At 37.5% G+C, this 24,784-nt stretch carries 25 protein-coding genes and 1 riboswitch; of the genes, 23 read left to right on the forward strand and 2 right to left on the reverse strand.

Annotation, left to right across the window (positions count from 1 at the left end):
• The first annotated feature begins 41 nt into the window (after positions 1-41).
• Positions 42-1,697 carry an ArnT family glycosyltransferase gene (locus tag FLEMA_RS73065; RefSeq protein ID WP_044173199.1) on the forward strand — a complete coding sequence of 552 codons (1,656 nt, stop codon included), beginning with the start codon at positions 42-44 and terminating at the stop codon, positions 1,695-1,697.
• 49 nt (positions 1,698-1,746) lie between these two features.
• Here the strand turns inward: FLEMA_RS73065 and FLEMA_RS73070 are convergent, their stop codons facing one another.
• Positions 1,747-2,838, reverse strand: coding sequence for a homoserine O-acetyltransferase family protein (locus tag FLEMA_RS73070; protein WP_081681371.1), 1,092 nt, complete (start codon positions 2,836-2,838; stop codon positions 1,747-1,749).
• Between the two features lie 45 nt (positions 2,839-2,883).
• Positions 2,884-3,126: a hypothetical protein gene (locus FLEMA_RS0147635; protein ID WP_026997956.1), complete on the reverse strand. Its 243-nt coding sequence runs from the start codon at positions 3,124-3,126 to the stop codon at positions 2,884-2,886.
• Between the two features lie 118 nt (positions 3,127-3,244).
• Positions 3,245-3,359: riboswitch (SAM riboswitch) on the reverse strand.
• A gap of 220 nt (positions 3,360-3,579) precedes the next feature.
• Here FLEMA_RS0147635 and FLEMA_RS73075 point away from each other — a divergent pair.
• The 22 genes from FLEMA_RS73075 (at position 3,580) to murC (ending at position 24,628) form a co-directional block, all read left to right on the forward strand.
• Positions 3,580-6,093, forward strand: coding sequence for a TonB-dependent receptor plug domain-containing protein (locus FLEMA_RS73075; protein WP_044173201.1), 2,514 nt, complete (start codon positions 3,580-3,582; stop codon positions 6,091-6,093).
• 107 nt (positions 6,094-6,200) lie between these two features.
• Entirely contained in the window at positions 6,201-6,563 is a 363-nt protein-coding gene (locus FLEMA_RS0147705) for a hypothetical protein (RefSeq protein ID WP_026997015.1), read from the forward strand.
• 106 nt (positions 6,564-6,669) lie between these two features.
• The gene (gene atpB, locus FLEMA_RS73080; RefSeq protein ID WP_044173203.1) at positions 6,670-7,755 is read left to right on the forward strand and encodes a F0F1 ATP synthase subunit A; all 1,086 of its coding nucleotides are present in this window, start codon (positions 6,670-6,672) and stop codon (positions 7,753-7,755) included.
• A gap of 80 nt (positions 7,756-7,835) precedes the next feature.
• Positions 7,836-8,081, forward strand: coding sequence for an ATP synthase F0 subunit C (gene atpE, locus FLEMA_RS73085; protein WP_044173205.1), 246 nt, complete (start codon positions 7,836-7,838; stop codon positions 8,079-8,081).
• Between the two features lie 209 nt (positions 8,082-8,290).
• Entirely contained in the window at positions 8,291-8,785 is a 495-nt protein-coding gene (gene atpF / locus FLEMA_RS0147770; RefSeq protein WP_026997017.1) for a F0F1 ATP synthase subunit B, read from the forward strand.
• Positions 8,786-8,849: 64 nt separating this feature from the next.
• Complete coding sequence (atpH, locus tag FLEMA_RS73090; protein ID WP_044173206.1) at positions 8,850-9,386, forward strand: ATP synthase F1 subunit delta; 537 nt, start codon at positions 8,850-8,852, stop codon at positions 9,384-9,386.
• Between the two features lie 114 nt (positions 9,387-9,500).
• Positions 9,501-10,577, forward strand: coding sequence for a CHC2 zinc finger domain-containing protein (locus FLEMA_RS73095; RefSeq protein WP_044173207.1), 1,077 nt, complete (start codon positions 9,501-9,503; stop codon positions 10,575-10,577).
• 610 nt (positions 10,578-11,187) lie between these two features.
• Positions 11,188-11,631 carry a 50S ribosomal protein L13 gene (rplM, locus tag FLEMA_RS0147835; protein WP_026997957.1) on the forward strand — a complete coding sequence of 148 codons (444 nt, stop codon included), beginning with the start codon at positions 11,188-11,190 and terminating at the stop codon, positions 11,629-11,631.
• A gap of 59 nt (positions 11,632-11,690) precedes the next feature.
• Positions 11,691-12,080, forward strand: coding sequence for a 30S ribosomal protein S9 (rpsI, locus tag FLEMA_RS0147845; RefSeq protein WP_026997021.1), 390 nt, complete (start codon positions 11,691-11,693; stop codon positions 12,078-12,080).
• A gap of 178 nt (positions 12,081-12,258) precedes the next feature.
• Positions 12,259-13,071 (forward strand): 30S ribosomal protein S2, encoded by an 813-nt coding sequence (gene rpsB / locus FLEMA_RS0147855; RefSeq protein ID WP_026997022.1) that lies wholly within the window; start codon positions 12,259-12,261, stop codon positions 13,069-13,071.
• A 302-nt stretch (positions 13,072-13,373) separates the two neighbouring features.
• Positions 13,374-14,207, forward strand: coding sequence for a translation elongation factor Ts (tsf, locus tag FLEMA_RS73100; protein ID WP_044173209.1), 834 nt, complete (start codon positions 13,374-13,376; stop codon positions 14,205-14,207).
• Positions 14,208-14,674: 467 nt separating this feature from the next.
• Entirely contained in the window at positions 14,675-15,280 is a 606-nt protein-coding gene (locus tag FLEMA_RS73105) for an RNA polymerase sigma factor (protein WP_044173211.1), read from the forward strand.
• 45 nt (positions 15,281-15,325) lie between these two features.
• Positions 15,326-15,517, forward strand: coding sequence for a hypothetical protein (locus FLEMA_RS73110; RefSeq protein ID WP_044173213.1), 192 nt, complete (start codon positions 15,326-15,328; stop codon positions 15,515-15,517).
• Between the two features lie 40 nt (positions 15,518-15,557).
• Positions 15,558-16,382, forward strand: coding sequence for a mechanosensitive ion channel family protein (locus FLEMA_RS73115; protein WP_044173215.1), 825 nt, complete (start codon positions 15,558-15,560; stop codon positions 16,380-16,382).
• An 82-nt stretch (positions 16,383-16,464) separates the two neighbouring features.
• Complete coding sequence (locus FLEMA_RS73120) at positions 16,465-17,370, forward strand: DUF3078 domain-containing protein (protein ID WP_159102721.1); 906 nt, start codon at positions 16,465-16,467, stop codon at positions 17,368-17,370.
• Positions 17,371-17,419: 49 nt separating this feature from the next.
• Positions 17,420-17,752, forward strand: a complete 333-nt coding sequence (mscL, locus tag FLEMA_RS0147975) for a large conductance mechanosensitive channel protein MscL (protein ID WP_026997029.1) — start codon at positions 17,420-17,422, stop codon at positions 17,750-17,752.
• 221 nt (positions 17,753-17,973) lie between these two features.
• Positions 17,974-19,320, forward strand: a complete 1,347-nt coding sequence (murD, locus tag FLEMA_RS73125; RefSeq protein WP_044173219.1) for a UDP-N-acetylmuramoyl-L-alanine--D-glutamate ligase — start codon at positions 17,974-17,976, stop codon at positions 19,318-19,320.
• A gap of 55 nt (positions 19,321-19,375) precedes the next feature.
• A complete protein-coding gene (locus FLEMA_RS73130) occupies positions 19,376-20,524 on the forward strand; it encodes an FtsW/RodA/SpoVE family cell cycle protein (RefSeq protein ID WP_044173221.1) in 1,149 nt (382 codons plus the stop codon).
• A 59-nt stretch (positions 20,525-20,583) separates the two neighbouring features.
• A complete protein-coding gene (gene murG / locus FLEMA_RS73135) occupies positions 20,584-21,681 on the forward strand; it encodes an undecaprenyldiphospho-muramoylpentapeptide beta-N-acetylglucosaminyltransferase (RefSeq protein WP_044173223.1) in 1,098 nt (365 codons plus the stop codon).
• Between the two features lie 30 nt (positions 21,682-21,711).
• Positions 21,712-22,719 carry a Gfo/Idh/MocA family oxidoreductase gene (locus tag FLEMA_RS73140; protein WP_044173224.1) on the forward strand — a complete coding sequence of 336 codons (1,008 nt, stop codon included), beginning with the start codon at positions 21,712-21,714 and terminating at the stop codon, positions 22,717-22,719.
• Positions 22,720-22,724: 5 nt separating this feature from the next.
• Positions 22,725-23,198, forward strand: a complete 474-nt coding sequence (locus tag FLEMA_RS73145) for a CYTH domain-containing protein (RefSeq protein ID WP_044173226.1) — start codon at positions 22,725-22,727, stop codon at positions 23,196-23,198.
• 53 nt (positions 23,199-23,251) lie between these two features.
• Positions 23,252-24,628 carry a UDP-N-acetylmuramate--L-alanine ligase gene (murC, locus tag FLEMA_RS73150; RefSeq protein ID WP_081681372.1) on the forward strand — a complete coding sequence of 459 codons (1,377 nt, stop codon included), beginning with the start codon at positions 23,252-23,254 and terminating at the stop codon, positions 24,626-24,628.
• Positions 24,629-24,784 lie beyond the last annotated feature (156 nt).

Genomic DNA, 24,784 nt, shown 5'->3' on the forward strand with positions numbered 1-24,784 from the left:
TTTGTCAAAATTATTGTCACTGTCACAATTGACAATTTACTATGCAGACAAGACACTTACATTACCTTTTAATAACTGCTCTTGGGGCAGTTTTTTTTATCCCTTTCATTGGTTCATCTCATTTGTTTGATTGGGATGAAATCAACTTTGCCGAATCGGCTAGAGAAATGATACTGACAGGCAACTATGCTACTGTTCAAATCAACTACCAACCATTTTGGGAAAAACCGCCTTTATTTTTCTGGATGCAAGTGCTATCTATGAAGCTTTTTGGGGTATTTGAGGCAGGATCAAGTTTCTCTCCCGAATTTGGGGCTCGCTTTCCCAATGCTATCATTGGTATTATTACCTTGTTGGTATTTTATCATATTGGCAAAAAACTGTATAATCCAAAATTTGGTATACTTTGGGTTTTGGGCTATGTAGGTTCATTTACGCCGCACCTTTATTTCAAATCGGGTATTATTGACCCCACCTTCAATCTATTTATCTTTTTGGGTATTTGGTTTTTATCACAAAGCTTGTCAATTACGGGTACATTTCTAACGCCGCACAAAAAACGCTACGCTATGCTATCGGGTTTGTTTGTGGGCTTGGCTATTCTTACCAAAGGGCCTGTTGGCGGGCTTATTTGGGGGCTTACCTTTGTTACTTATTGGGGGGTAAATCGTTTTAGCAAACAAATATTATTAGATGCCCTAAAACCTGTATTTATTGCTATCGGAATAGCTTTTCTGGTAGCCTGTATATGGTTTGGGCTTTCTATTTATCAAAATGGATGGGGTTTATTCCTAGAGTTTATTCAATATCAGATTCGATTACTAACGACGGGCGATGCTGGCCACGAACAACCCTTTTATTATCATTTCTTGGTGGTTTTGGTGGGTTGTTTTCCTATTTCGGTTTTGGCTATTCGAGCTATGATGCCTACCCGAGATGTATACCAAGCCAATATCGAAGCTGAGCTATTTAAGAAATGGATGCTATACCTATTTTGGGTAGTGATGATATTATTTACTATTGTCAAAACCAAAATTGTACATTATTCATCTATGGCATGGTTTCCTGTTTCATTTTTGGCAGCTTATCATGTGTACCAGATTTTAGAAGGGCAATGGAAGTGGTCGAAGTGGGTGAGTTTTGGATTAATTTTTATAGGGTGTACAATGGCAATAGCCCTAACGGCTGTACCACTTGTAGGACAATATGCCACTCAGATTATTCCTTATATCAAGGATGATTTTGCCGTAGCAAATCTTCAAGCAAAAGTTACTTGGAATGGCTGGGAACAATACATTGGCTTGAGTTATTTGGTAGGAGTCGTAGTGTTGGTTTGGCAACATAAAATAAAGGAACTCTATCTCCTCACGGCTATTTGTTTGTTTTTGTATTCTGCCATTGTTGTTCGTAAAATAGAGGGGTATTCTCAGCGTGCTGCAATTAGTTTTTATGAGTCGTTGAAAGGACAAGATGTATATGTTGAGCCAATAGGCTTTAAATCGTATGCACAGCTTTTTTATTTTCAAAAGCAACCCAACCAACCTTTAAGAACTGAAGCGTATTTGCTGAACGAACCACATTTAGATAAACCTGCATATTTTGTGATGAAGATAACCGCAGACAGTGCTACCAAAGCAAACCCTAATTTACAGTTGATAAAAGAAGAAAACGGTTTTCTGTTTTATAAAAGAAAATAGTGAGTTGTTCGTCAACTCACTATTTCAAGTATCTTCTGCTTATTAATCCTTAGTTTATGGTTGAAACAGTTTGTTTAGTTTCTAAATTTTTGAAAAAAGCATACATAGGATTTACATCTAGCTTGACAAATTTTTGCCAAACCTTAATAGCTTTTGTAATAAGCTCATTCTCGATCAAGAAACCATCATGGCCATAAAGCGAGTCTAGGGCTTGGAAGGTTGCTCCTGGAATATGTTTGGCCAAAAAAGCCTGTTCATTGATAGGAAATAGGGCATCGGACTTAATACCCATTACCAACGTTTTGGCTTTGATTTGTGACAAAGCATTTATTACACCACCACGTCCACGACCAACATCCTGCGAGTCCATCACCTGCGAAAGTACATAATACGAAAAAGCATTGAAACGCTGCGATAGCTTTTCGCCCTGATACCTTTGGTAAGTTACAGCACGATAAGGTTTGTCTAAACCTTCGTCTCGACGAGCTTGCGTTACTTCGTATGTTTCATAGTTGCGATACGAAATCAAAGCAGTGGCTCGTGCTGCCTTCATTCCATTTAGGCCAGCGGTAACACTTCTTTCGGGCCAAGTTGGGTCAACTTCAATGGCCATTCTTTGCGACTCGTTAAAAGCTATTCCCCAGGGTGAATGTTGAGCATTGGTGGCTATCAAAATAAGGTTTTCGATTAATTCAGGCTGAGAAATGGCCCATTCTACCGCCTGTTGCCCACCCAACGAGCCACCTACACAAGTTTTTATTTTGTGAATACCCAGATGTTCTCTCAACAAATCAAAAGAATTGACAATATCTCTGATGGTAATTGTAGGAAAATCATGGAAGTAAGGTTCGCCTGTTGTAGGATTAATAGACAATGGCCCTGTACTGCCATAATGCGAGCCTAAAACATTGACACAAACAATAAAGCAACTATCTGGGTCGAAAAGCTTACCACGACCAACCAGCCCCTGCCACCAGTCGGCCACATCTTGGCTTCCAGTAAAAGCATGACAAATCCAAACGACATTAGAACAATCGCTATTAATTTTACCCAAAGCTTGGTAGGCTAATTCTACCTCTGGTAGTACACCTCCTGCCTCTAAGGTAAAAGGAAATGGGTATTTGAAAGTATTCGAGTTCAAGGTATTATATGGTGTCTATTTGAGAAAGTTTTACAAAACAAACCACTAACAAGAAGCTAGTAGCTCCTGAATCGTATCGAAAGACTCTTCGTATTCCCAGTACATTTGTCGTCCAAATGCCGAGCTAACCAACACATATTGCTTACTAACCGACTGAATACGCTCAACTGCTACAAGCTTGAGTGCAGGTTTTTCTACCTTGACACTTTCCACAATTTCCTGATTATTGGCATCATAGCCATGAACAATAAGGTAGTTTCCTACCGTAATGGGGATAAACTTTTTCATAAATGCGTACAGAATAAATAGTCACAACCAATGTGACAGTAAAACGATAAATCGTAAACCTGACGAATACTGTACAGCAAGAATCTGTGAAAAGTAGCTGGATAAGTTCTTCGTAATTGGTTTATATTTCCCGATAAAACTTTTATCAGGTAGGAATTAGCACCTTGCCTTTACGAATCGGTAGGTTGCCAGAAGTTCATAGAGCCTATTCTCTCCCTTCTTCTTTATAAATCAACTACTACTTGTGAAGAGTAATTGACTTGATGTTGCAAAGTAAAAGTTGGAACACGGGAAAAGCAAATGTTTTGAGAAGAGATTCTGTTTTTTAGGTTAAAATACCATAGTTGATTGATAATTTTATTGTTATTTTACAATTTTAAGGATAACCTTAAACCTATCAAGTAAGCATACTCTCTTACTTAGCTCTTGTAGACGTTCTAAAACCCATTTATTATGATGTTTGCCAAACACAAAACTCTTTACCTTGTATTGCTGTGTATTGTAGGGCTTTCGGCCTTCAGATTCTCTGATGAAAACCCTATTCTTGAAAAGATACTTACCCAACTCGAAAAATTTCGGAATACTGTTCCCCAAGAAAAAGTCTATTTACATTTCGACAAACCCTATTACATGGCTGGCGAAACGGTTTGGTTCAAAGCCTATTTGTTTGATGCTTCCAATCATCGGATTGATTCGGTAAGTAGGGTACTGTATGTAGATTTGGTCAATGAAAGTACAGGCAAAGTAATTTTACAAAGAATCTTAAAAAGTGAAGGTGTTGCTCATGGCGATATGGCTTTGCCAGATACCCTTACCGAAGGAATGTATCAGCTAAGAGCTTACACCAATTATATGCGTAACTTTTCGGATGAGCTATTTTTTCATAAAAATATAAAAATTTGGCAAGGCACTATTCAAAGTACCATGTCAGAAGCCAAAGCGTTGGATTTATCGAATGTAGCATCGGTACAGTTTTTTCCTGAAGGAGGCGACTTGGTTCAGAACTTACCGTCCAGAGTAGGCTTTAAAGCTGTAAACAAATTGGGCAAAGGGGTAGACATTGAAGGTATTGTCTTGGATGAAACCCAAGATACTGTTGCTGTTTTTAAATCGGCTCACTTGGGTATCGGAATGTTTAATTTTGTACCCATGCCCGACAAAAACTACAAAGCCTATGTGAAAAAAACAGATGGAAAATATTGGGAACAACCTTTCCCTCAGGCCAAACCAAGCGGATTTGCAATGCTTGTTGATAATATAACTTATAAAGATAAGATTAGAGTATTTGTTAAAAACTCACATCCAAAACCTGCTGGCCAAGGTAAGGAAATGACCATAATTGTTCAGCAAAGAGGACAATTATGTTTGGTAGGAAAAGGCTCGGAGTCGAGCGGAACATTTATGGCTACAGTACCTAAAAATATTATTCCAGACGATGGTATCGTACAAATAACCTTATTTACACCCGATGGTCTTCCTGTTTGTGAAAGGTTGATTTTTGCGAAGCATGATAAAGAAATAAATCTTGCTATTACAAGCAACAAAGAAGTTTATCAGTCAAGAGAAAAAGTAACACTTACCTTAACAGCAAAAGACGCAAATGGAAAGCCATTAAAAGGCAACTTTTCGGTAGCTGTTACCGATGCAGGTCAAGTAAAAGAAGAACCCTATCAGGAAACATTATTATCGTATTTGTTATTAAGTTCGGATATAAAAGATATTGTTAGCAACGAATATTATTCAGCAATACAAGGTACTATAGAAGAGCCAAGTTACTATTTTGATAAAAATATAATGGATGCAGATTTACATTTAGACATGTTGCTAATGACACAAGGTTGGCGAAGATTTACATGGAAACAAATGCTAGATAATGCAGCTCCTCCATTAAAATATTTTATCGAACAAGGGTTGTCTATTAAAGGAAAAGCCCTAAAACCCAATGGAAAAGTGGCCGAGCAGGTCAACCTTACTGTAATGCTAAAAAAAGGAAAGGGTTTTCCTGTATTTTTGTTAACCTCAACAGACTCGCTTGGTCGATTTGCTATTGATGACTTAGATTTTACAGATACCACCGAGGTTTTGGTACAAGCCACCAAAGGTAACGGTGGGCGTAACTTGAGTGTAACACTCGATAAGGCAGACACGCAACCTAAGGTTAAATTGGTGAAATTACCTTATAATCCTATCGAATTTGATGCCAACGAATATGCCACATTTCTCAAACATTCAAAAGAAGCTTTAGAAATAGAACGGAAGTCTATTTTGAATAAAGTACAGGTACTTCAAGAAGTGACAGTAACCGCAAAAAAAGAAGAAAGAGATACTCGGAAAATCTATGGAAAAGCCAATAATACCCTTAAAATTGATGAAACAATGTGTGGTGGAGTCATCAATGTTTTACAGTTTTTGCAGGGAAGAGTAGCGGGTGTACAGGTTACTCCATCGGGCATGAATAGCTTTAAAGTTGTAATCCGGGGGGTAAGTTCTATTACGGGTAGTTCTGACCCACTTTTTTTACTAGATGGTATGCCCGTCGATGCCGATGTGATTAACAGTGTGTCGCCGTGCGATGTAGAAAGTATCGATGTACTAAAAGGAGCAGAAACGGCTATTTTTGGCGTACGAGGAGGCAATGGTGCTATCTCGGTTTTGACAAAAAGAGGAGATTCGTTTTATGACTGGAGCAAAGAACAAGCAGCAGGGATTGTTACCCAAAAACGCATGGGGTATTATCCAAGTCGAGAGTTTTATGCACCACAATATGACGTTCAAAAGCCCGAACACATTCGTCCAGACTATCGCTCAACCTTACATTGGGCTCCTCATGTACAAACCGACTCTACAGGAGTAGCAACAATTAGTTTTTGGAATACAGATGCAAAGAGCGAAATACGCATAAAAGCCGAAGGAATTACGCTTCAAGGCCGAATAGGAGTAGCTCAGCATAAATATTTGGTAAAGTAATATATGTTTTCGGCCAGAAAAAAGAAATAAATTAGCTGAAATTATTAGGCTTTTCTGGCCGACAAGCAAGCTTTTGCGTATCTTTGCACAAAAATTTAAAAACCTACATGTTACGCATCATAACCTTGACAATTGTTGTCGGTTTAATCTTCTATTTAGCCCCCTATTTGGGTCTATCAGCGTTTATACATGCTGACAAATGGTTCATTTTAGCATTTTATACAGCTATTTCGTATTTCAACCATTTATTGATGCAACAAGGCTTTGCCAACGACCGCAAAAATTTTGTTCCCTTTTATATGGGTAGTATTGCAGCACGTTTACTTTTAAGTTTAGTCTTCATCGGAATATTTATATTTAGGGGTACACCCGACATCTATATATTTATTAGCAACTTTTTTGTACTCTATTTATGTTATACAGGTTTTGAAATCTACGATTTGTATCGTAACTTGCGACACTTTTCATAGAGCCAGTATTAATAACGTTTGTAAGTTGTTGATTATCAGCAGTAAGAAAGTAAATCTATAAGAAAGTAAAATCATAAACCATTATACGTTCATCCCCCAAGTCGTGATGAGAAAATTATATTTTTCAAATATTTTGGCATTTCTCTTTTTATTTGCCACATCAGTATTTGCACAATCCGAACATCATTCAGAATCACCTGTTACAGCTGATTCATCAGTAGCACCTCATGCCGTAGAAGCTACAGCTGAACACGTAGTAGGTGGAGAAGCACATGAAGAGGGCAAGGTTGACCTTGGTCACATGATTATGCACCACATTGCCGACGACCACAAATGGGAGTTTGCACATGGAGTAGCTATCTACCTTCCTTGTATTGTTTATGCTGAGAAGGCAGGTTTGCAAGTATTTTCTTCAAGTAATTTAGAAGATGCACACGGTAATGCTGTTGCTTACAATGGCCTTGTGCTAGAGCACGGCAAAATCCATGCTGAAGATGGTTCTCATGTTTTGGATTTGTCAATCACCAAAAACGTAGCATCGTTGTTGATCAGTGCTGTTTTGATGATTGTAATTTTCTTCTCAGTAGCAAAAGCTTACAAGGAAAGAAATGGCAAAGCACCAAAAGGTTTTCAATCGTTGATAGAGCCAATCATCATTTTTATTCGCGATGAAGTAGTAAAAGCTAATATTGGTGAAAAGCACTACCGAAGATTCCTCCCGTATTTGTTGACATTATTCTTCTTTATCTGGATTAATAACCTTCTTGGGTTGTTGCCAGGCGGAGCAAACGTAACGGGTAATATTGCTGTTACTATGGTTTTGGCTGTAATTACGTTTTTGATTACCAACCTAAACGGTAAAAGCACTTACTGGGGACATATTTTTGCCATGCCAGGTGTACCGAAATGGTTGTTGATTATCTTAACACCAGTAGAAATTATCGGGATTTTTACGAAACCAATCTCATTGATGATTCGCCTTTTTGCTAACATTACAGCGGGGCACATCATTATGTTGAGCTTTATTGGTTTGATTTTTATTTTGAAAGTTTGGGCGGTAACGCCAGTAGTAACTGTCTTTGCTGTATTCATGAACGTAATCGAATTGCTGGTAGCATTTTTACAAGCGTTTATTTTTACCATGTTGGCATCTAGCTACATTGGTTCGGCAGTAGAAGAACACCACCATTAATAATTAACTAAGGGCTGTAAGCTCGGTAGTTTTTGGATTCAGTAAATAATTTTTTTTCACTATATAAACAAATAACAATCATGTCACTTTTGTCAATCTTAACGGAAGTTTCAGTAGGTACAGGTTTAGCTGGCGTTGGTGCTGGTCTAGTAGCAATCGGTGCTGGTTTAGGTATCGGTAACATCGGTGGTCGTGCAATGGAAGGTATTGCTCGTCAACCAGAAGCTTCTGGAAAAATCCAAGGTGCGATGTTGGTTGTAGCGGCTTTCGTTGAAGCGGTTGCTCTTTTCGCAGCAGTTATTTGCTTCTTGGTAGCTAACAAATAGTCTGTAGCTATCAAAATTATCAGGGGCCTTCTTGAGTGAAAAGTAGTTTCGTTCTCGAATACTTGATAAAGCACAAAATTCACTTCATGCTGTTACGCATTAGGCCCGCAGCATGAAGTTCCTTGAGAAAATTTATTTTCTAACAATATATTATCATTTAGAGACAAAAGCACTCAGATGCTTTTCAATCGCAAAAACATTTATTTAATATGGAATTACTTACTCCTGATTTAGGTCTTATCGTATGGCAGTTGGTAGTTTTCGGCGTTTTGTTTTTTGTTTTAGCAAAATTCGCTTGGAAACCAATTATTGCATCTTTGCACGAGCGTGAAGAGTCTATTGAAAGTGCTCTTGAATTAGCCGCAAAAACTCGTCAAGAAATGATTGAGTTGAAAGCTGGTAACGAAAAACTATTGGCCGAAGCCCGTTCTGAGCGTGACAGTATTTTGAAAGAAGCAAGAGAAGCTTCTGAAAAAATGATTGCTGATGCTAAAGGTGAAGCCCAAAAAGCAGCTGCTACTGAAATCGAAAAAGCTCGTGTAGCTTTCGACCAAGAAAAAGCAAGTGCTGTTGCTTCAATCAGAAAAGAGGCAGCTTCTCTTTCATTAGAAATTGCTGAAAAAATCTTGCGTAACCAATTGGCAGACCGTTCTGCTCAAGAAAAATTGGTTTCAGATTTATTAGCAGATGCGAAATTAAACTAATTCAGTGATGAGCTATCGGCTTATTTGTATATGCCTATAGACTCACAACTCAAAGCTTAAAGAAATGTCAGAACAAAGTGTAGCTTTCCGATATGCTAAATCATTGATTGGTTTGGCCACTGAAAAGGGTGTAGTTGATATTGTACATGAGGATATGAAGTTTTTCGACCAAGTGTGCGACGAAAACCGTCAACTTGTGTTGGCGTTGAAAAGCCCAATAGTAAAGCATGTACAGAAATTAGCCATCTTAACGGCTATTTTTAAAGATAAAGTAAACCCTATCACATTTTCAATTTTTGAAATTATCACAAAGAAAAACCGTGAAAAATTACTTCCTGCTATTGCCGAAGAGTTTCAGCGTCAATACGAGTTGTATAAAAATATTCAAAAAGTGGAAGTGACAACAGTAAGTCCATTAACTGATGCCCAAAGAGCAGAATTTATTCGTGTAGTAAGTGAAGCTACTGGCAAAACAGTAAAATTGGTTGAGAAAATCAAACCTGAATTAATTGGTGGTTATATTCTTCGTGTAAACGACCGTCAGGTAGATACTTCTGTAAGAACAAGATTAAATGACCTCAAATTGGCATTTTTGCAATAGTTATATCTTTTTGATAAGCTATCAAGAATACAATAAGGATATTAAAAAGCCCTCGTCGCAAGCGAGGGCTTTTGCTTTTTTATAACTTTGTTTATCACTTAAAATATTTGAGCAATGAATGTGCTGGATGAACTGAGCCAAGTATCTATACTACAAGTGGCCCAAGACCTAGGATTGGAGGTAAATCGGAATAGAATGGTATGCCCTTTTCACGATGAAAATACACCTTCGTTGGTTCTCTACCCACATACCAATAGTTTTTATTGCTTTGGGTGTGCCAAAACAGGTAACTCGATTACACTCTATGCCGAAATACGCCAATTGAGTGTAAAAGATACCATTCAAACTATGGCTAGAGAATACCTTGGTGGCTATGAAAATAACGCCTATCATGCCTCTAAAAAGCCTGTTGTCACCAAAAATACATTGCAGGTGGTAGATGTGAGAAAAATGCAGGAAAAAGAAAAGCCTGTCGAAGAAATACATTCTCAGATATATGAAGCCTTTCGAGATTACTGCTTACAACAACCCTCCAACCAGCATTCGCAGTCGGCTTTGGCGTATCTGAAACAACGAGGATTTACTGATAAAACAATTCAAGATTTTAGGCTTTTTACAGTAAAAGATTATAGTACCGCAAGCTGGTACCTCAAACAACGGTTTTCGAGCCTAGATTTGCAAGAATCGGGTCTTTTCAACGATAAAAACAACCTCATATTCTATGCCCATCCGCTAATCATTCCATATTATCGAAAAGGGAGAATCATATATTTGCAAGGTCGGGTGATAGGCCCACCACCCGAAGGACATGGACGATACCAGTTTTTGTACAAACATCCACTAACATTATTCAATGCCGATGTGTTGGAGAAAATCAAATTAGACCAAGATGTATATGTAACAGAAGGTGCTTTCGATTGTATACGATTAGTGCAAGATGGCAAAGCAGCCGTAAGCTTAGGAACGGCCAATGTATTTAAGAAAGAATGGGCAAAACTCTTTAAACGTGCCAATGTAATATTCTACCTTGATAACGATAAAGCTGGACACCGAGCCGCCGATGAACTCGAAAAGATTTTCTCTCATTTTGGCTTAACGTGTTCTCGTAAGCAACTCCCCGACGACTATAAGGATGTGAACGATTATTATACAGGACGTTTGGGTAGCAATGAACAACTAGGACTATTTTAAGCAAAAAGCAAAACTGAGGTTGATATCGTATCGTTGAAAGAATCGCCAATTTCAATACACAGAACTACACTAATAAAATATAGGATATTCTTCTATGTATCTCTATCGTAATATTAACCACCTATCGGGATTTATTTTGTAGTATATAGCTTATAATGAGTTGTTTGTTTGGTGTTAAATATTGGTATTTTATACCAAAGGAATGTTGAAAGTAGCCTATCAGAACAATGATAAAATATTTATTTAGTCGGCAAAAAACAGGACGTTTTTAGGGTTGTTTATCAAGCCATAGTTGTAAGCACTTCTCTCAATTATAGCCAAGTGGTATGTATCATGAGCTAATATTTTTAATAAGGGAAAAACATAATGGATTGAAGCCAGACCGTAAGACCATTGTTGGCCTCAAAAATAGGCCAACTCCTTCAAAGCTAATGAATTTATCAAATTTTTATGTACAATTATTTGTATATCCTTATGGTATTCAGTAATTTTGCGTTCCCATTTTCGACTGGATGCCCGTTCAGAAAGGAAACTAGGCAAAATCATTGAGAATCAGATGTGTTCCGTCATTTGAGAAGAAGTGATTATAACATTAAAACTTAGAACAAAAGTGGATACTTTAAGTTACAAAACCATCTCAGCTAACAAAGCTACCGCAGAAAAGGGATGGGTTATCGTAGATGCAGAAAACCAAATCGTAGGTCGTTTGACTTCTGAGATTGCTAAAGTCTTACGTGGTAAACACAAACCAAGCTACACACCGCATGTTGACTGTGGTGACAACGTTATCGTTATCAATGCCGATAAAATTCGTTTTACTGGTAAAAAAATGACAGATAAAGTTTACACTCGTCACACGGGTTATCCTGGTGGACAGCGTTTTGCTACGCCAAGAGAGGTGTTGAACAAAAACCCTAAAGGAGTTGTTGAAGCCGCTGTAAAAGGTATGCTTCCTAAAAACCGTTTAGGCCGTCGTTTGTTTACTAACTTGTATGTATATGCTGGTTCTGAACATCCACACGCAGCTCAACAACCAAAAGAAATCAAATTCTAATAATCGTTATTCGTTGTAGTATGCCAAGCAGCTATAACCGATAACTTCTCTATAAAACAATGGCAGAAGTAACTAATACATTAGGAAGAAGAAAAACGGCTGTTGCTCGCATCTACATGACTCCAGGTAAGGGCGAGATTATTGTAAACGGTCGTGAAATTAAAGAATACTTTCCATCAGAAATTTTACAAATTATCGTAAACCAACCTTTCGCTTTGACAAAAACTGAAGGTACTTATGATGTTAAAGTAAACGTAGATGGTGGTGGTATCAAAGGACAAGCTGAAGCTATCCGTTTGGCTATTTCTAGAGCAATCCAAGAAATTGACAGCGAATTGCGTCCTGCATTGAAGAAAGAAGGCTTCTTGACTCGTGACCCACGTATGGTTGAACGTAAAAAACCAGGTCGTCGTAAGGCACGTCGTAAGTTCCAATTCTCGAAACGTTAATATTTTGGCGTTCAGCTTGCCGCTATTGGCTTTGGGCAACCCTCAAAGCCAGCAGCCTATTGCTGAAACCTATATGCTCAATCTGGCTTACAGTGACCGATGCCGATTGATTTTCCTTTTCATATTTTCTAACTAAATCATTGTTGAAGATTTTTCAAAAACTTCAACGCCCTTGATAATGGCACAATTAGAATATAAAAATCTATTGGATGCTGGTGTTCACTTTGGACACTTAACACGCAAGTGGGATCCAAGAATGGCTCCATATATCTTCATGGAGAAAAACGGTATCCACATCCTTGATTTGAACAAGACTTTGGCTTGTTTGGATGAAGCATGTACGGCTATCAAAGCTATCGTTCGTTCTGGACGTAAAGTAATGTTCGTAGCAACAAAGAAACAAGCTCAAGAAATTGTTTCTGAAGAAGCTCGTCGTTTGAAAATGCCTTACGTAACTGACCGTTGGTTGGGTGGTATGTTGACAAACTTTGCAACTGTTCGTAAATCTATCAAGAAGATGGGACAGATTGAAAAGATGTTGAAAGATGAAGAAACAGTAAAGGCATTGGCTAAACGTGAGCGTTTGATGATGACTCGTGACAAAGAGAAAATGGAAAGAGTATTGGGCGGTATTACCGACTTAACTCGTCTTCCTGCTGCTTTGTTTGTAGTTGACGTTAAGCGTGAGCACATTGCTGTTGCAGAAGCAAAACGTTTGGGTATTCCAGTTTTCGCTATGTGCGATACTAACTCGAACCCAGATTTAGTAGACTTCCCAGTACCGTCAAATGACGATGCTTACAAATCAATCGCTTTGATTACTTTGGCTATCGGTAAAGCAATCGAAGAAGGTTTGATGGAACGCAAACAAGATAAAGACGATGCTCGTATTGCCGAAGAAGAAGAAGCAAAACGTATTGCTGAAGAAGAAGAGGCATCTCGCGAAGCAGCTAAGTTAGCAGCTAAATACGAAAAAGAAGAAGAAGCTTAGTATCCACGGCGTTTAGGCTATAGGCTTAGGGCTATAAGCCTAATATCATCTTTTTCTATTATTGATAATACTTACTAGCCGTCAATAGCATACGTGTTTTGGCGAGTTAATTGTCAATAAAATAATTATTAACAATTGAATAGCCCATAGTTTTCTGTGGGCTATTCTGTTAGTTTTGGGAGAGATAGGCCAGTAGGTAATACAGCTAAAATCCAAAAGCAAATAATCAATAGCAAAGCCTACAGCTTATGGCCTAAGGCTTAAAGCTATAAAAAAATTCTAATCTTAAAATATACAACACGATGGCTATTACAGCAGCAGACGTTAATAAACTAAGACAAATGACAGGTGCGGGCATGATGGATTGCAAAAAAGCCCTTACCGAAGCAAATGGCGATTTTGAAGCCGCTATTGATATTCTTCGTAAAGCAGGACAAAAAGTAGCTGCTAAACGTGCCGATAACGCTACAAACGAAGGTATTGTTTTGATTGCTATCAGCGAAGACGGTTCTAATGGTAAATTAGTTGCTTTGGCTTGCGAAACTGAGCCAGTTTCTAAAGTTGCAGATTTTACTAACTTAGGCGCTTCTTTATTGGCTGCGGCAGTTGCTACTAACGCTGCTACTAAAGAGGAAGTTTTGGCTGCTCAATTGTCGGATGGACGTACTGCAGAAGAACATATTATTGAATTAACTGGTAAAATTGGTGAAAAAATCAATATTGCTGGTTATGAAAGCGTAACTGCTGAGAAAGTAGTTTCTTACGTTCACTCAAACAACAAAATCGGTGTATTGGTAGCATTTGCTAACACTTCTGGTGCTGATGTATTAGAAGTTGGTAGAGATATCGCTATGCAAATCACTGCTATGAAACCAGTAGCTTTGGATAAAGATGGCGTTGATGCTGCTACAATCGAACGTGAAATTGAAGTTGGTAGAGAACAAGCTCGTGCTGAAGGTAAGCCAGAAGCAATGTTAGATAAAATTGCAACAGGTAGATTAGAGAAATTCTATAAAGAATCTACTTTGTTGAACCAACAGTTTGTAAAAGATTCTTCTATCAATATCAAACAGTTGTTGGAACAAACTCAGAAAGGATTGACTATTACTGCATTCAAGCGTGTAGCTTTAGCATAATAAGTTGGTTTTTCGAGCCAATAAAATCCCCTTTCTTAATTCAAGAAAGGGGATTTTGTTATATTATAAGTTGATTTATATAGCTCAAGTTCAAGAAAAAATATTGAAACTTGAGTATAATCTGTTTTTTGAATAGTTTTTTTATAAATATTATCAATATCGAGATGCTATACGTGATAAAATGGTAATTTTGTAAACGTTTACATAACTAATTGAAAACCTAGATTTTATCATGTTTTACATTTAAGTAACTCGCTACGCTTGTTTATAACGTACCTACCAATATAAACAAAGCTTGATGTATTTAATAATCATTTTGTTATTGCTTGATAATTAGTAGTTAAAGGTGTTTTTTTCTTCTTATATCTAAGACTTTTCTAATAGCTTAGACCATTGTTTTGTTATTTCCTTGAAAATATGGAGTAGTAAATTTTATACCGCCTAAAGTAACTAAAGCACATCTCTGAATGAAAGTAAATCTAAAAAAAGAGACTGATGAAAAACTCGTAAAGCTCTTTATTGAAACACAAAAGAATATCTATTTTGAACAATTATATGATAGATACTCAGACAAAGTTTACCGCAAATGCTTATCCTTTGTAAAGGATGAAGCCAAAGCGGAAGATTTTGCTCACGATATTTTCTTGAAATTGGTACTCAATATTGCCTCTTACAAAGAGAGTGCAAAGTTTTCGACTTGGCTATATTCTATTACATATAATTATTGTATCGATCAGACTCGTTTAGCCAAACGATATTCCGAATCACCACTTGATGATAATTTTGATTTGGAAGAAGACTTTGAAGAGGCCGAATTAGCCGAACTCGAAGCAACCAAGCTTCGTAAAGCAATGACTCAGATTCAGCCAGAGGAAAAATCTATCTTGATGATGAAATATCAAGACGATTTAACGATCAAAGAAATATCTGAAAGCTTGGAAATTTCGGAAAGTGCTGTGAAAATGCGCCTTTTACGAGCCAAAGAAAAAATAAGAAAAGCATACCTAGAAAGTACCTTGATTTGGGGTGTTGTAATTGCAAAACTTCTGAGCTTATTATTTCGGAATGACTAAATCAGTACGTTTTAAGCATTTTTCACAATTGCATAAAAAATAGCCATGGCTGAAAATCCATTTAAAGATATAGAACCTACTAATAAGGCTCCTGAAACATTAAAAAAATCAATTGTATCTGAGATAGATACGATTCGAAATACTTCTATTGTGATAGAGCTTTTTATAGGCAATTTTGTTAATACAATTACCTCAGCTTTGAGTAATTCGACAGGTACATATCAAGATAAAAATTAATAGTCGCTTCTTCTAAAATTATAAAACCGCATTTATTATCATGCCAAACATTCAAGACATCCTAATCGATACTTTCCGAAAATTATTAGAACAACTTACTGGATTTGTACCCAAGCTAATTGGTGCCGTTATATTGTTAGTAATAGGCTCGCTTGTGGCTAAATTAGTTGCAAAAATACTAAAAACAGCTCTCGAAAAATCAGGCTTTGATAAGCTAGGCGATAAGCTTAATAAAATTGATGTTATCAAGCGTTTTGGCGAACTAAAATTAAGTACGATTGTATCCAAAGTATTATACTATTTTATTCTATTAGTATTTATAACAGCCTCGACCGAAACCCTTGGCATGCAAGTACTGACAGATATGGTAGCATCTTTGGTTAACTTAATCCCTAAATTAATAGCATCGGCTATTTTGCTGTTTGCTGGAGTAATGATTGCCGATGCCCTTAAAAATACTGTCGTTAATTTGTGCTTGTCATTCAAAATAGACTCAGGTAAATTACTTGGAAATATTGTGTTTTTCTTCTTCTTAGTAATAGCTCTTATTGCTGCTCTTAAGCAAGCTGGAATTGAAACGAGTTTGCTAGAATCAAGCTTTAATTTGATTATAGGAGGAGTTATTTTGGCTTTTGCCGTAGGATACGGGATGGCATCGCGTGACGTTTTGACCAATATTTTGTCTAATTTCTATAGTAAAAATAAATTCAAAGAAGGACAGGTGATAGCTATAGATGGAACAAAAGGGACAATTATCTCTATTGATACAACTACACTCACTTTGCAAACAGGAGAAACCCAAACTATTTTACCTCTTAATCTTCTTCAGAAAGAAAAAATTGAGGTTTTTGAAGAGATTGTATAATATCAGGTAAAAAAAGGGGTTTACTCGATATACAGCAAAACCTTGCAATACCTGTCTACTACAATCTTAAATGTTTATATCTATGTTAAAAAAAATTATTATATCACTCTCATTATTATTATGCAGTTTTCTTTCAAATGCTCAAGAAGTTAAACGTGACACATCGTATTGGAAGAAAAAAACATCTTTTGGAACAACCTTCAACCAGGCTAGTTTTAATGGCCCTTGGCAAACTGTACAAGGAGCAAGAGGCTCGGTTGGGCTCAATGTATTTTTTAATGCTAAAGGAGAATACAATAAAGCTAAGGTAAACTGGGTCAACGACTTGCAGCTTCAATATGGCCTTTTAGATAATGGCAATGGCCTTAGAAAAACAATCGACAGGGTATTCTTTGATACAAAATTAGGTCAGAAATTTGCTCCTGAATGGCTGTTTTTTGCCAACTTCAACTTCCAAACACAATTTACTAAAGGGTATAATTACGATGCTGGCCCTGAAGTAATCAACCCCGACGGTACATCTTATAAAGAAGATGTCTTGGTGTCAAACTTATTTTCACCAGCTTTTATTACTGAGTCGATAGGTTTTGAATGGAAGCCCTCTAAAATGTTCAATATGACATTTGCCCCTGGTGCATTACGACAAACCATTGTAGCCGATAAAAAAATCGCATTGTCAAAACCTGGTGAGCGATATGGCGTACCAGATGGCCAAACTATCCGCAATGAGGTAGCATTGATGCAAATTGTGGCAAACCTAGACAAAGATATTGCCAAGAATATCAATCTTAAATGTCGATATGCAGCCTTCATCAAATACAATAATTTAGGGGCAATTGATAACCGACTCGACGCTAAGTTTACAGCAAAAGTAAATAAATATATCAGTACAACTTTTGATGTCATTGTCTTGTATTTTCAAGACCAAAGTACTCAGGTACAAGTGGCACAAAATTTGGGCGTAGGGCTTCTATATACCTTTCCTTGATAAATAGAGTAACATATTTTCTAGCTATTAATTAAAAACTAAACTTGTTATGTTAAAAGAATTTCAGAGTTTTATTGCCAAAGGTAATGTCCTTGATTTAGCAATAGGGGTTGTTATTGGAGGGGCATTTGCTAAAATCACAACTTCGGTAGTCGAAGATATTTTGATGCCCGTAGTGGGGCTATTTTTAGGTGGTATTGATTTTTCGCACTGGAAAATTGTCCTAAAAGCAGCAAATCAGGCTACTAGTCAATCAGAAGTTGCTTTAAATTTTGGTAATTTCATACAAATTGTTGTACAGTTTTTAATCATCTCTTGGGTTCTTTTTATTATCGTAAAAGCTGCTAACAAAGCAGGATTAACCCAACAGACATCAAGTTAGAGATGATATTTTAAAAAGAGATACACTTTTCAAAAGCCTAGGGTCAAAAATCCTAGGCTTTTGTATTTTTATTAAAAAACACTGAAAGGTATTTCTCTTTTTGATTACTTTGCAAAATATTCGGAGATTAGTGCTGGGTAGATTTGATAACTCGAAAGATTGAACCTGAATATTGATAGCGATAAATTAAGGACTTTATATCATAAAAGGATTAATACTATATGAAAATCGTAATTTTAGGAGGTGGTGAAAGTGGAGTAGGTGCTGCGTTGTTAGCCAAAAGTAAAGGTTATGAGGTTTTTTTGTCGGATAAAGGGGTTTTATCTGATAAATATAAAGAAACACTCGAACAACACGGAATTCCTTATGAAGAAGGCCAGCACAATGAGGAGTTTATCTTAGATGCCGACGAAATTATCAAAAGCCCCGGTATTCCTGATAAAGTAGAGCTAATCAAAAAACTGAAATCGTTAAGAAAGCCGATTATTTCTGAAATTGAGTTTGCTGCACGTTATACCAAAGCCAAAATTGTTGCTATTACAGGAAGTAATGGCAAAACTACTACAACCTTACTAACCTATCATATCCTGAAAAATGCAGGACTCAATGTTGGCTTGGCTGGCAATGTAGGCGAAAGCTTTGCCAAACAGGTTATTGACGACACCTTTGATTATTTTGTATTAGAGCTATCGAGTTTTCAATTAGACAACTGCTTCAACTTCAAAGCCGATGTAGCTATTTTGCTTAATATTACCCCCGACCATTTGGATAGATATGATTATAGTTTTCAGAAATATATCGAGTCAAAATTTAGGGTTTTGCAAAATATGACTGCCAGCGACGATTTTATATATTTTCAAGAAAGCGAAGCCTTGGCCAAGGAACTCAACGAAAAAACATTTCCTGTAAATCCTCTGCCTGTGTCTATTCAAGCCCCTGTATCGCAGGGCGGAGCCGTTGTTGATGGTATTTTGAGTGTTCATTACAAAAACGATAGCTTTAGTATTGCTACCGAACGCTTGCCGATCAAGGGTACTCACAATGGTATCAATGCTGCCTGTGCTATTCTGGCTGCTAAATCGTTGGGAATTAGCAACGAAAAAATAGAAGAAGGGTTATTAACCTTCAAAAGTGTTGAGCATCGCCTTGAACCTGCTGGTATTATCAATGGCGTAAACTTTGTCAACGATTCAAAAGCTACCAATGTTGATTCTGTCTTTTATGCTTTAGGCAGTTTTGATACTCCTATTATTTTAATTATGGGAGGTGTCGATAAAGGAAATGATTATTCACAAATCGAAGAACTGGTAAAAGATAAAGTTAAAGCTCTGGTGTGCATGGGCAAAGACAATCATAAATTGTTTGATTTTTTTGGCAAAAAAGTCCCCCTTATTTTTGATACCAACAATATCAAAGATGCCGTAAAATTAGGCTTAGATTTGGGCAACGAAGGCGATGTCGTATTGCTGTCGCCTGCTTGTGCAAGCTTTGATTTATTCAAAAATTATGAAGATAGAGGTCGGCAGTTTAAGCAGGCTGTAGCAGAACTGGCCAATACTACAGCGTAGCCGTAGTAATAATTCTACTCAATTTCTTTATATAACCCATATTAGTTTTAAAATCATGATGACAGCTTGGTTAAAGGAAAACCTAAAAGGTGATTATCAAATTTGGACAATAGTTGCCTTTTTGTCAATCATTAGTATTATAGTAGTATTTAGTGCTACAGGTAAGCTGGCTATTTTGTCGGGTAGCGGTACATTCTCATTTTTAATCAAACACAGTGCGTTAGTTGTGGGAAGTTTGGTAGCTATGTGGTTTTTTCATACCATAGACTACCATAAATTATCGCTATATTCTAGTTTTGGGGTAGTGCTATCAATCTTATTATTGCTTTATGCGTATAAGTTTGGCGTATCTATTAATGATGCCCGTAGATGGGTACGTCTGCCTTTTATAGGTATGACCTTCATGCCTTCCGATTTAGCCAAACTCTCGCTTATCACCAATCTGGCAGCTATGTTGGCTCGTCGCCAGCATGTACAGTATACTTTTCAAGAACTGTTTCCTATGATTGCCAAAATTATTTTGGTATGTACAGGGATTGCTCTCACCAATGTATCCACTTCTATATTGCTTTTCTTGACATGTTTTATGTTGATGTATTTTGGGCGTGTGCCTAAAGAGTATCTACTTGTTTCGATCGTCGGTATATTTATATCGGGAACAATTCTGGTAATGACAGGAACAGGTAGCCGTATCGAAACAGCCCGAAGCAGGATTGTAAATTATTTGGACGGAGTAAGGGGTAAAAAGAAAAAAGATGCTGATAAAGATGCCGATTATCAGATAGAAAGGAGCTTCTATGCTATTGCCAATGGTGGTATTACAGGAAAAGGGCCAGGAAAAAGCCAGCAACGGTACTTCTTATCTCAGGCCGACTCCGATTTTGTTTATTCTATTATCATTGAAGAATGGGGCATGATAGGAGGGGTCACTGTATTAGGCTTGTATTTATGGCTTTTGTATCGGGGTATGAAGGCCGTGGATAGTTCTGGTCGAGCCTTTGGCGGGCTACTATCGGCAGGACTAACCTTTAGCCTAGTGATTCAGGCCATGATCAATATGGGAGTAGCCACAGGCGTAGGGCCAGTAACAGGGCAGCCTTTACCACTGCTGAGCTGGGGAGGAAGTTCGCTGATTTTTACAGGTATTACCGTTGGAATTATTATTTCAGTAAGTCGTGATAAAGTGAAAGATGCAGTACTATAAATATTAGTTTATAGTGAAATTATTATCTTTATCATTCAATTGAAAACATATAAATTGACTTGAAAACGCCAAAAGTTATTATTTCGGGAGGAGGCACAGGTGGCCATATTTATCCTGCCATAGCCATTGCAAATGCACTCAAAGAGATTAATCCAGCAATCGAAATATTGTTTGTAGGAGCTGAAGGTAAAATGGAAATGGAGAAAGTTCCTAAAGCAGGATATGAAATTATCGGTTTGCCTATTGCAGGAATTAACCGTTCGAGTATCCTTGCAAATTTATCTTTTCCTGCCAAACTTATATCGAGCCTTTCAAAAGCTCGGCAAGTAGTCAAAGATTTTCAGCCCGATGTAGCAGTAGGTGTAGGAGGCTATGCTTCGGGGCCTTTGTTATTGATGGCTTCGTGGATGGACGTACCGTATTTGATACAAGAACAAAATTCGTATGCAGGAGTAACCAATAAGTTTTTGGCTAAAAAAGCACAGAAGATATGTGTGGCATATCCTAAAATGGAACAGTTTTTCCCTGCTTCAAAAATCCAAATGACGGGTAACCCCGTACGAAAAGACATACTGGATGTTGCATCAAAGCGACAACAAGCTCTTGCTCATTTTGGGTTACAGGCTCACAAACAAACCGTATTGGTTATTGGAGGAAGCCAAGGCGCCCGAACTATCAACGAGAGTATAGACGGAGGATTAACCACTCTTGTCAATGCTGGGTATCAAGTAGTTTGGCAAACAGGAAAGCTTTATATCGACAGGGCCCGTACAACAGCCGATGTATTCAAGGGCAAAGTATTTGTTTCCGACTTTATTTATGAAATGGATTTGGCCTATGCTGTAGCCGATATTGTGGTGTCGAGGGCTGGAGCTTTATCGGTATCTGAACTGTGCTTGGCGGGTAAGCCTTCTATTTTGGTACCTTTACCAACTGCCGCCGAAGACCACCAAACTATGAATGCTTTGAGTTTGGTGAATAACGATGCAGCTATTTTGGTAAAAGATATTCATGCTCGTGAAGAACTGGTAAAAGCTACGATAGCATTGCTACAAAACCAAGCAAAACAGCAAGAGTTAGCCACCAATATTCTGAAATTAGCAAAACCCGAAGCGGCTCATGAAATAGCTACGCAGGTGTTGCAGTTAATAAAATAAGATTTGTAATTTTAGAAATATAATCAGACTATGATTAATGTTGCATTAGTAGGTTTTGGGCTTTCGGGGCGTTTTTTGCAAGCACCCTTTATCATAGCCAACCCTAATTTTCATCTGAAAACCATTGTTACGTCTAATCCGCTAGCCCAACAACTATTTCCGACAGCAAAGGTAGTGAGTAGCCTAGACGAAGTATTGAGCGACGAAACCATCGACTTGGTGAGTATTGCTAGCCCTAATGCAACACACTATGAATATGCCAAACAAACACTTTTAGCCAATAAACACGTACTTGTTGAAAAACCTTTGGCATCGGGTAGTGCAGAAATAATGGCCTTGATTGATTTGGCAAAAGTGCAAAAAAAAGTACTTTCTGTATTTCAAAATAGACGCTTTGATTCTGATTTTCTCACTGTTAAGAAAGTGATTGAAGGTGGTTTATTAGGCGATATTGTATCACTCGAAATCCGATACGATAGATTTAAGCCTATGCTAAATCCTAAAAAATGGAAAGAAACGGTATCGCCAGGAAGCGGTATTATCTATGATTTAGGCCCACATATTATCGACCAAGCTATTGTATTATATGGGACTCCTCAGCGGGTTTGGGGACAAACCTACTGCCAAAGAGCAGGTTCGCAAATTGATGATGCCTTTGATATTTATTTAAACTATGGCTCGTTTAATGTAAAATTGTCGTCGAGCTTATTGGTTAGAGAAGAAAGCCCCAGATATGCTATTCATGGAACAAAGGGCTCTTTTGTGAAGTATGGAATAGATATGCAAGAAGACCATCTAAAGGCAGGTTTGTTGCCAGGGATGGACGGCTTTGGCCATGAACCCCAAGCAAATCGAGGACGTATCAACTCATCAATTAATGGGTGCCATATTCAAGGAACTGTAGAAACCGAAGTGGGCAATTGGGGCTTACTATTTCAAAATCTATACGAAGCAATAGCCGAAGGAAAAGAATTGTATATTAAGCCCGAAGAGGTGCTTGTGCAATTAGAAATTATAGAAACCGTAAAGCAATCTTAGGTATCATGGGATTTGAAATAGAGAGAAAGTTTTTAGTAGATGCGTCGTTATGGGATATTGCTGAAAAACCTAGTCCTCAATCCTTAAAACAAGGCTATATTACTAACGACCCAGCCAAAACTGTCCGAGTAAGAGCTACCAATACCGAAGGCTTTATTACCATAAAAGGCAAATCAATAGGTATTGGTCGGGCTGAGTACGAATATTCGATTCCATTGTACGAAGCCCAGGAGTTGCTGGAGGGTTTTACCCAAAACAATATAGAAAAGCTTCGCTACACCCTCGATTATGAAGGTAAAATATGGGAGGTAGATGTATTTTTGGGAGATAACCAAGGGCTGATTGTTGCTGAAATAGAATTACTATCGGAAGACGAAACGTTTTTAAAACCCTCATGGATAAGTACAGAAGTTACCAACGATGTACGCTATTATAATGCCCGACTAAGTACCAATCCGTATAAAAATTGGGGTAAGTAGCTGAACTATTCGTGAATTAAAAGAAGAAATCAATAACTTTAAAGTATAACGAAGTGAATCTGAAAGAATTAAAATATGTATATTTTTTGGGAATAGGTGGTATAGGTATGTCTGCTATAGCTCGTTGGTTTATTGCCAATGGTTATGAATTGGCAGGGTATGACAAAACTGCTACCCCTTTAACAGCCGCATTGGAGCAAGAAGGCATATCGGTACATTTTGAAGATAATGTTGCGTTGATTCCACATCAATTTTTAGAAAATATTTCCCAAACATTGGTGGTATATACACCCGCTATTCCCAAAAACCATACAGAATTTAATTATTTGGTCGGAAAAGGGTTTACACTCATGAAGCGTTCACAAGTTTTGGGCCTTTTAACCCAAAATATGTTTACCATTGCGGTAGCCGGAACACATGGTAAAACCACTACGTCGTCGATGGTGGCTCATTTACTCAAAAATGCAGGTAAAAATGTTACAGCATTTTTAGGAGGTATTACCCAAAACTATGGAACCAACTTTCTGATTAATGAACAACCCGAAAATCCCATTTGTGTAGTAGAAGCAGATGAGTTTGACAGGTCTTTTCTTACCTTATATCCAGACTTGACCATTGTGACCTCAACCGATGCCGACCATTTGGATATTTATGGCGACCACAACCATGTGTTAGAGTCATTTAGAATGTTTGTGGGGCAAATAAAAGAAAATGGTAAATTATACCAAAAGTTGGGGCTTGAATTAGAAGGATTTACGACCAATAAATCAGCAACTTTTTCGTTGAATCAAGGTGATTATTATTGCAAAAACTTACGTATTGAAAATGCAGAAATGATTTTTGATATTTGTTATCCACAAGGCATAATTCAAGATTGTTCATTGCTTACGCCAGGTTTTCATAATGTTGAAAATGCCTTGGCCGCTTCGGCAGTAGCTTTGGCCGTGGGGTTAACCCCCGAAGAGGTCAAAGATGGGGTTTGTAGCTTTAAAGGAGTAAAACGTCGTTTTGAATATCATATTCGTAGTCAACAAGTTGTATATATAGATGACTATGCTCATCATCCAGCCGAAATAGAGGCATTTCTCAAATCGGTAAAAGCATTGTATCCAACACGCAAATTAACTGCCATATTTCAGCCACATTTGTTTTCACGGACACGCGATTTTCAAGAAGGCTTTGCCCAAAGTTTGGAATTAGCCGATGACCTAATTTTATTGGATATTTACCCTGCTCGTGAATTACCAATCGAAGGCGTAGCCTCCGATATTATCTTCGACAAGGTAAACTTAGATAATAAAACCTTGTGTACCAAAGAGCAAGTATTAGAAGAGTTAAAGAAACGCCAAGTCGATTTAGTGGTTACTATTGGTGCTGGCGATATCGACACTTTAATAGCCCCTATTAAAGAATTATTAACCACTCACTAAAATATGAGGTAATTGGGGAGTTTTTTGGCACGATAATATTATTTTTAATCATGCTTTTTATGCACTCTTGTACTTAATTTGTTGATTAAAACGGTTTTTTTTTCAAGAGCCAAAAATGTATTGTATAAATTCTTGAGAAAACATGAGAAAAAAATA

Origin of the sequence: Flectobacillus major DSM 103 (genome assembly GCF_000427405.1) — a bacterium.
GTDB classification, from domain to species: domain Bacteria; phylum Bacteroidota; class Bacteroidia; order Cytophagales; family Spirosomataceae; genus Flectobacillus; species Flectobacillus major.

What these genes read in the sequence shown, in the direction of transcription:
- FLEMA_RS73065 (WP_044173199.1), top strand. Translation starts at nt 42, where the DNA reads ATGCAGACAAGACACTTACATTACCTTTTAATAACTGCTCTTGGGGCA.
- FLEMA_RS0147635 (WP_026997956.1), bottom strand. Translation starts at nt 3,126, where the DNA reads ATGAAAAAGTTTATCCCCATTACGGTAGGAAACTACCTTATTGTTCAT.
- FLEMA_RS73075 (WP_044173201.1), top strand. Translation starts at nt 3,580, where the DNA reads ATGATGTTTGCCAAACACAAAACTCTTTACCTTGTATTGCTGTGTATT.
- FLEMA_RS0147705 (WP_026997015.1), top strand. Translation starts at nt 6,201, where the DNA reads ATGTTACGCATCATAACCTTGACAATTGTTGTCGGTTTAATCTTCTAT.
- atpB (WP_044173203.1), top strand. Translation starts at nt 6,670, where the DNA reads ATGAGAAAATTATATTTTTCAAATATTTTGGCATTTCTCTTTTTATTT.
- atpE (WP_044173205.1), top strand. Translation starts at nt 7,836, where the DNA reads ATGTCACTTTTGTCAATCTTAACGGAAGTTTCAGTAGGTACAGGTTTA.
- atpF (WP_026997017.1), top strand. Translation starts at nt 8,291, where the DNA reads ATGGAATTACTTACTCCTGATTTAGGTCTTATCGTATGGCAGTTGGTA.
- atpH (WP_044173206.1), top strand. Translation starts at nt 8,850, where the DNA reads ATGTCAGAACAAAGTGTAGCTTTCCGATATGCTAAATCATTGATTGGT.
- FLEMA_RS73095 (WP_044173207.1), top strand. Translation starts at nt 9,501, where the DNA reads ATGAATGTGCTGGATGAACTGAGCCAAGTATCTATACTACAAGTGGCC.
- rpsI (WP_026997021.1), top strand. Translation starts at nt 11,691, where the DNA reads ATGGCAGAAGTAACTAATACATTAGGAAGAAGAAAAACGGCTGTTGCT.
- rpsB (WP_026997022.1), top strand. Translation starts at nt 12,259, where the DNA reads ATGGCACAATTAGAATATAAAAATCTATTGGATGCTGGTGTTCACTTT.
- tsf (WP_044173209.1), top strand. Translation starts at nt 13,374, where the DNA reads ATGGCTATTACAGCAGCAGACGTTAATAAACTAAGACAAATGACAGGT.
- FLEMA_RS73105 (WP_044173211.1), top strand. Translation starts at nt 14,675, where the DNA reads ATGAAAGTAAATCTAAAAAAAGAGACTGATGAAAAACTCGTAAAGCTC.
- FLEMA_RS73110 (WP_044173213.1), top strand. Translation starts at nt 15,326, where the DNA reads ATGGCTGAAAATCCATTTAAAGATATAGAACCTACTAATAAGGCTCCT.
- FLEMA_RS73115 (WP_044173215.1), top strand. Translation starts at nt 15,558, where the DNA reads ATGCCAAACATTCAAGACATCCTAATCGATACTTTCCGAAAATTATTA.
- FLEMA_RS73120 (WP_159102721.1), top strand. Translation starts at nt 16,465, where the DNA reads ATGTTAAAAAAAATTATTATATCACTCTCATTATTATTATGCAGTTTT.
- mscL (WP_026997029.1), top strand. Translation starts at nt 17,420, where the DNA reads ATGTTAAAAGAATTTCAGAGTTTTATTGCCAAAGGTAATGTCCTTGAT.
- murD (WP_044173219.1), top strand. Translation starts at nt 17,974, where the DNA reads ATGAAAATCGTAATTTTAGGAGGTGGTGAAAGTGGAGTAGGTGCTGCG.
- FLEMA_RS73130 (WP_044173221.1), top strand. Translation starts at nt 19,376, where the DNA reads ATGATGACAGCTTGGTTAAAGGAAAACCTAAAAGGTGATTATCAAATT.
- FLEMA_RS73140 (WP_044173224.1), top strand. Translation starts at nt 21,712, where the DNA reads ATGATTAATGTTGCATTAGTAGGTTTTGGGCTTTCGGGGCGTTTTTTG.
- FLEMA_RS73145 (WP_044173226.1), top strand. Translation starts at nt 22,725, where the DNA reads ATGGGATTTGAAATAGAGAGAAAGTTTTTAGTAGATGCGTCGTTATGG.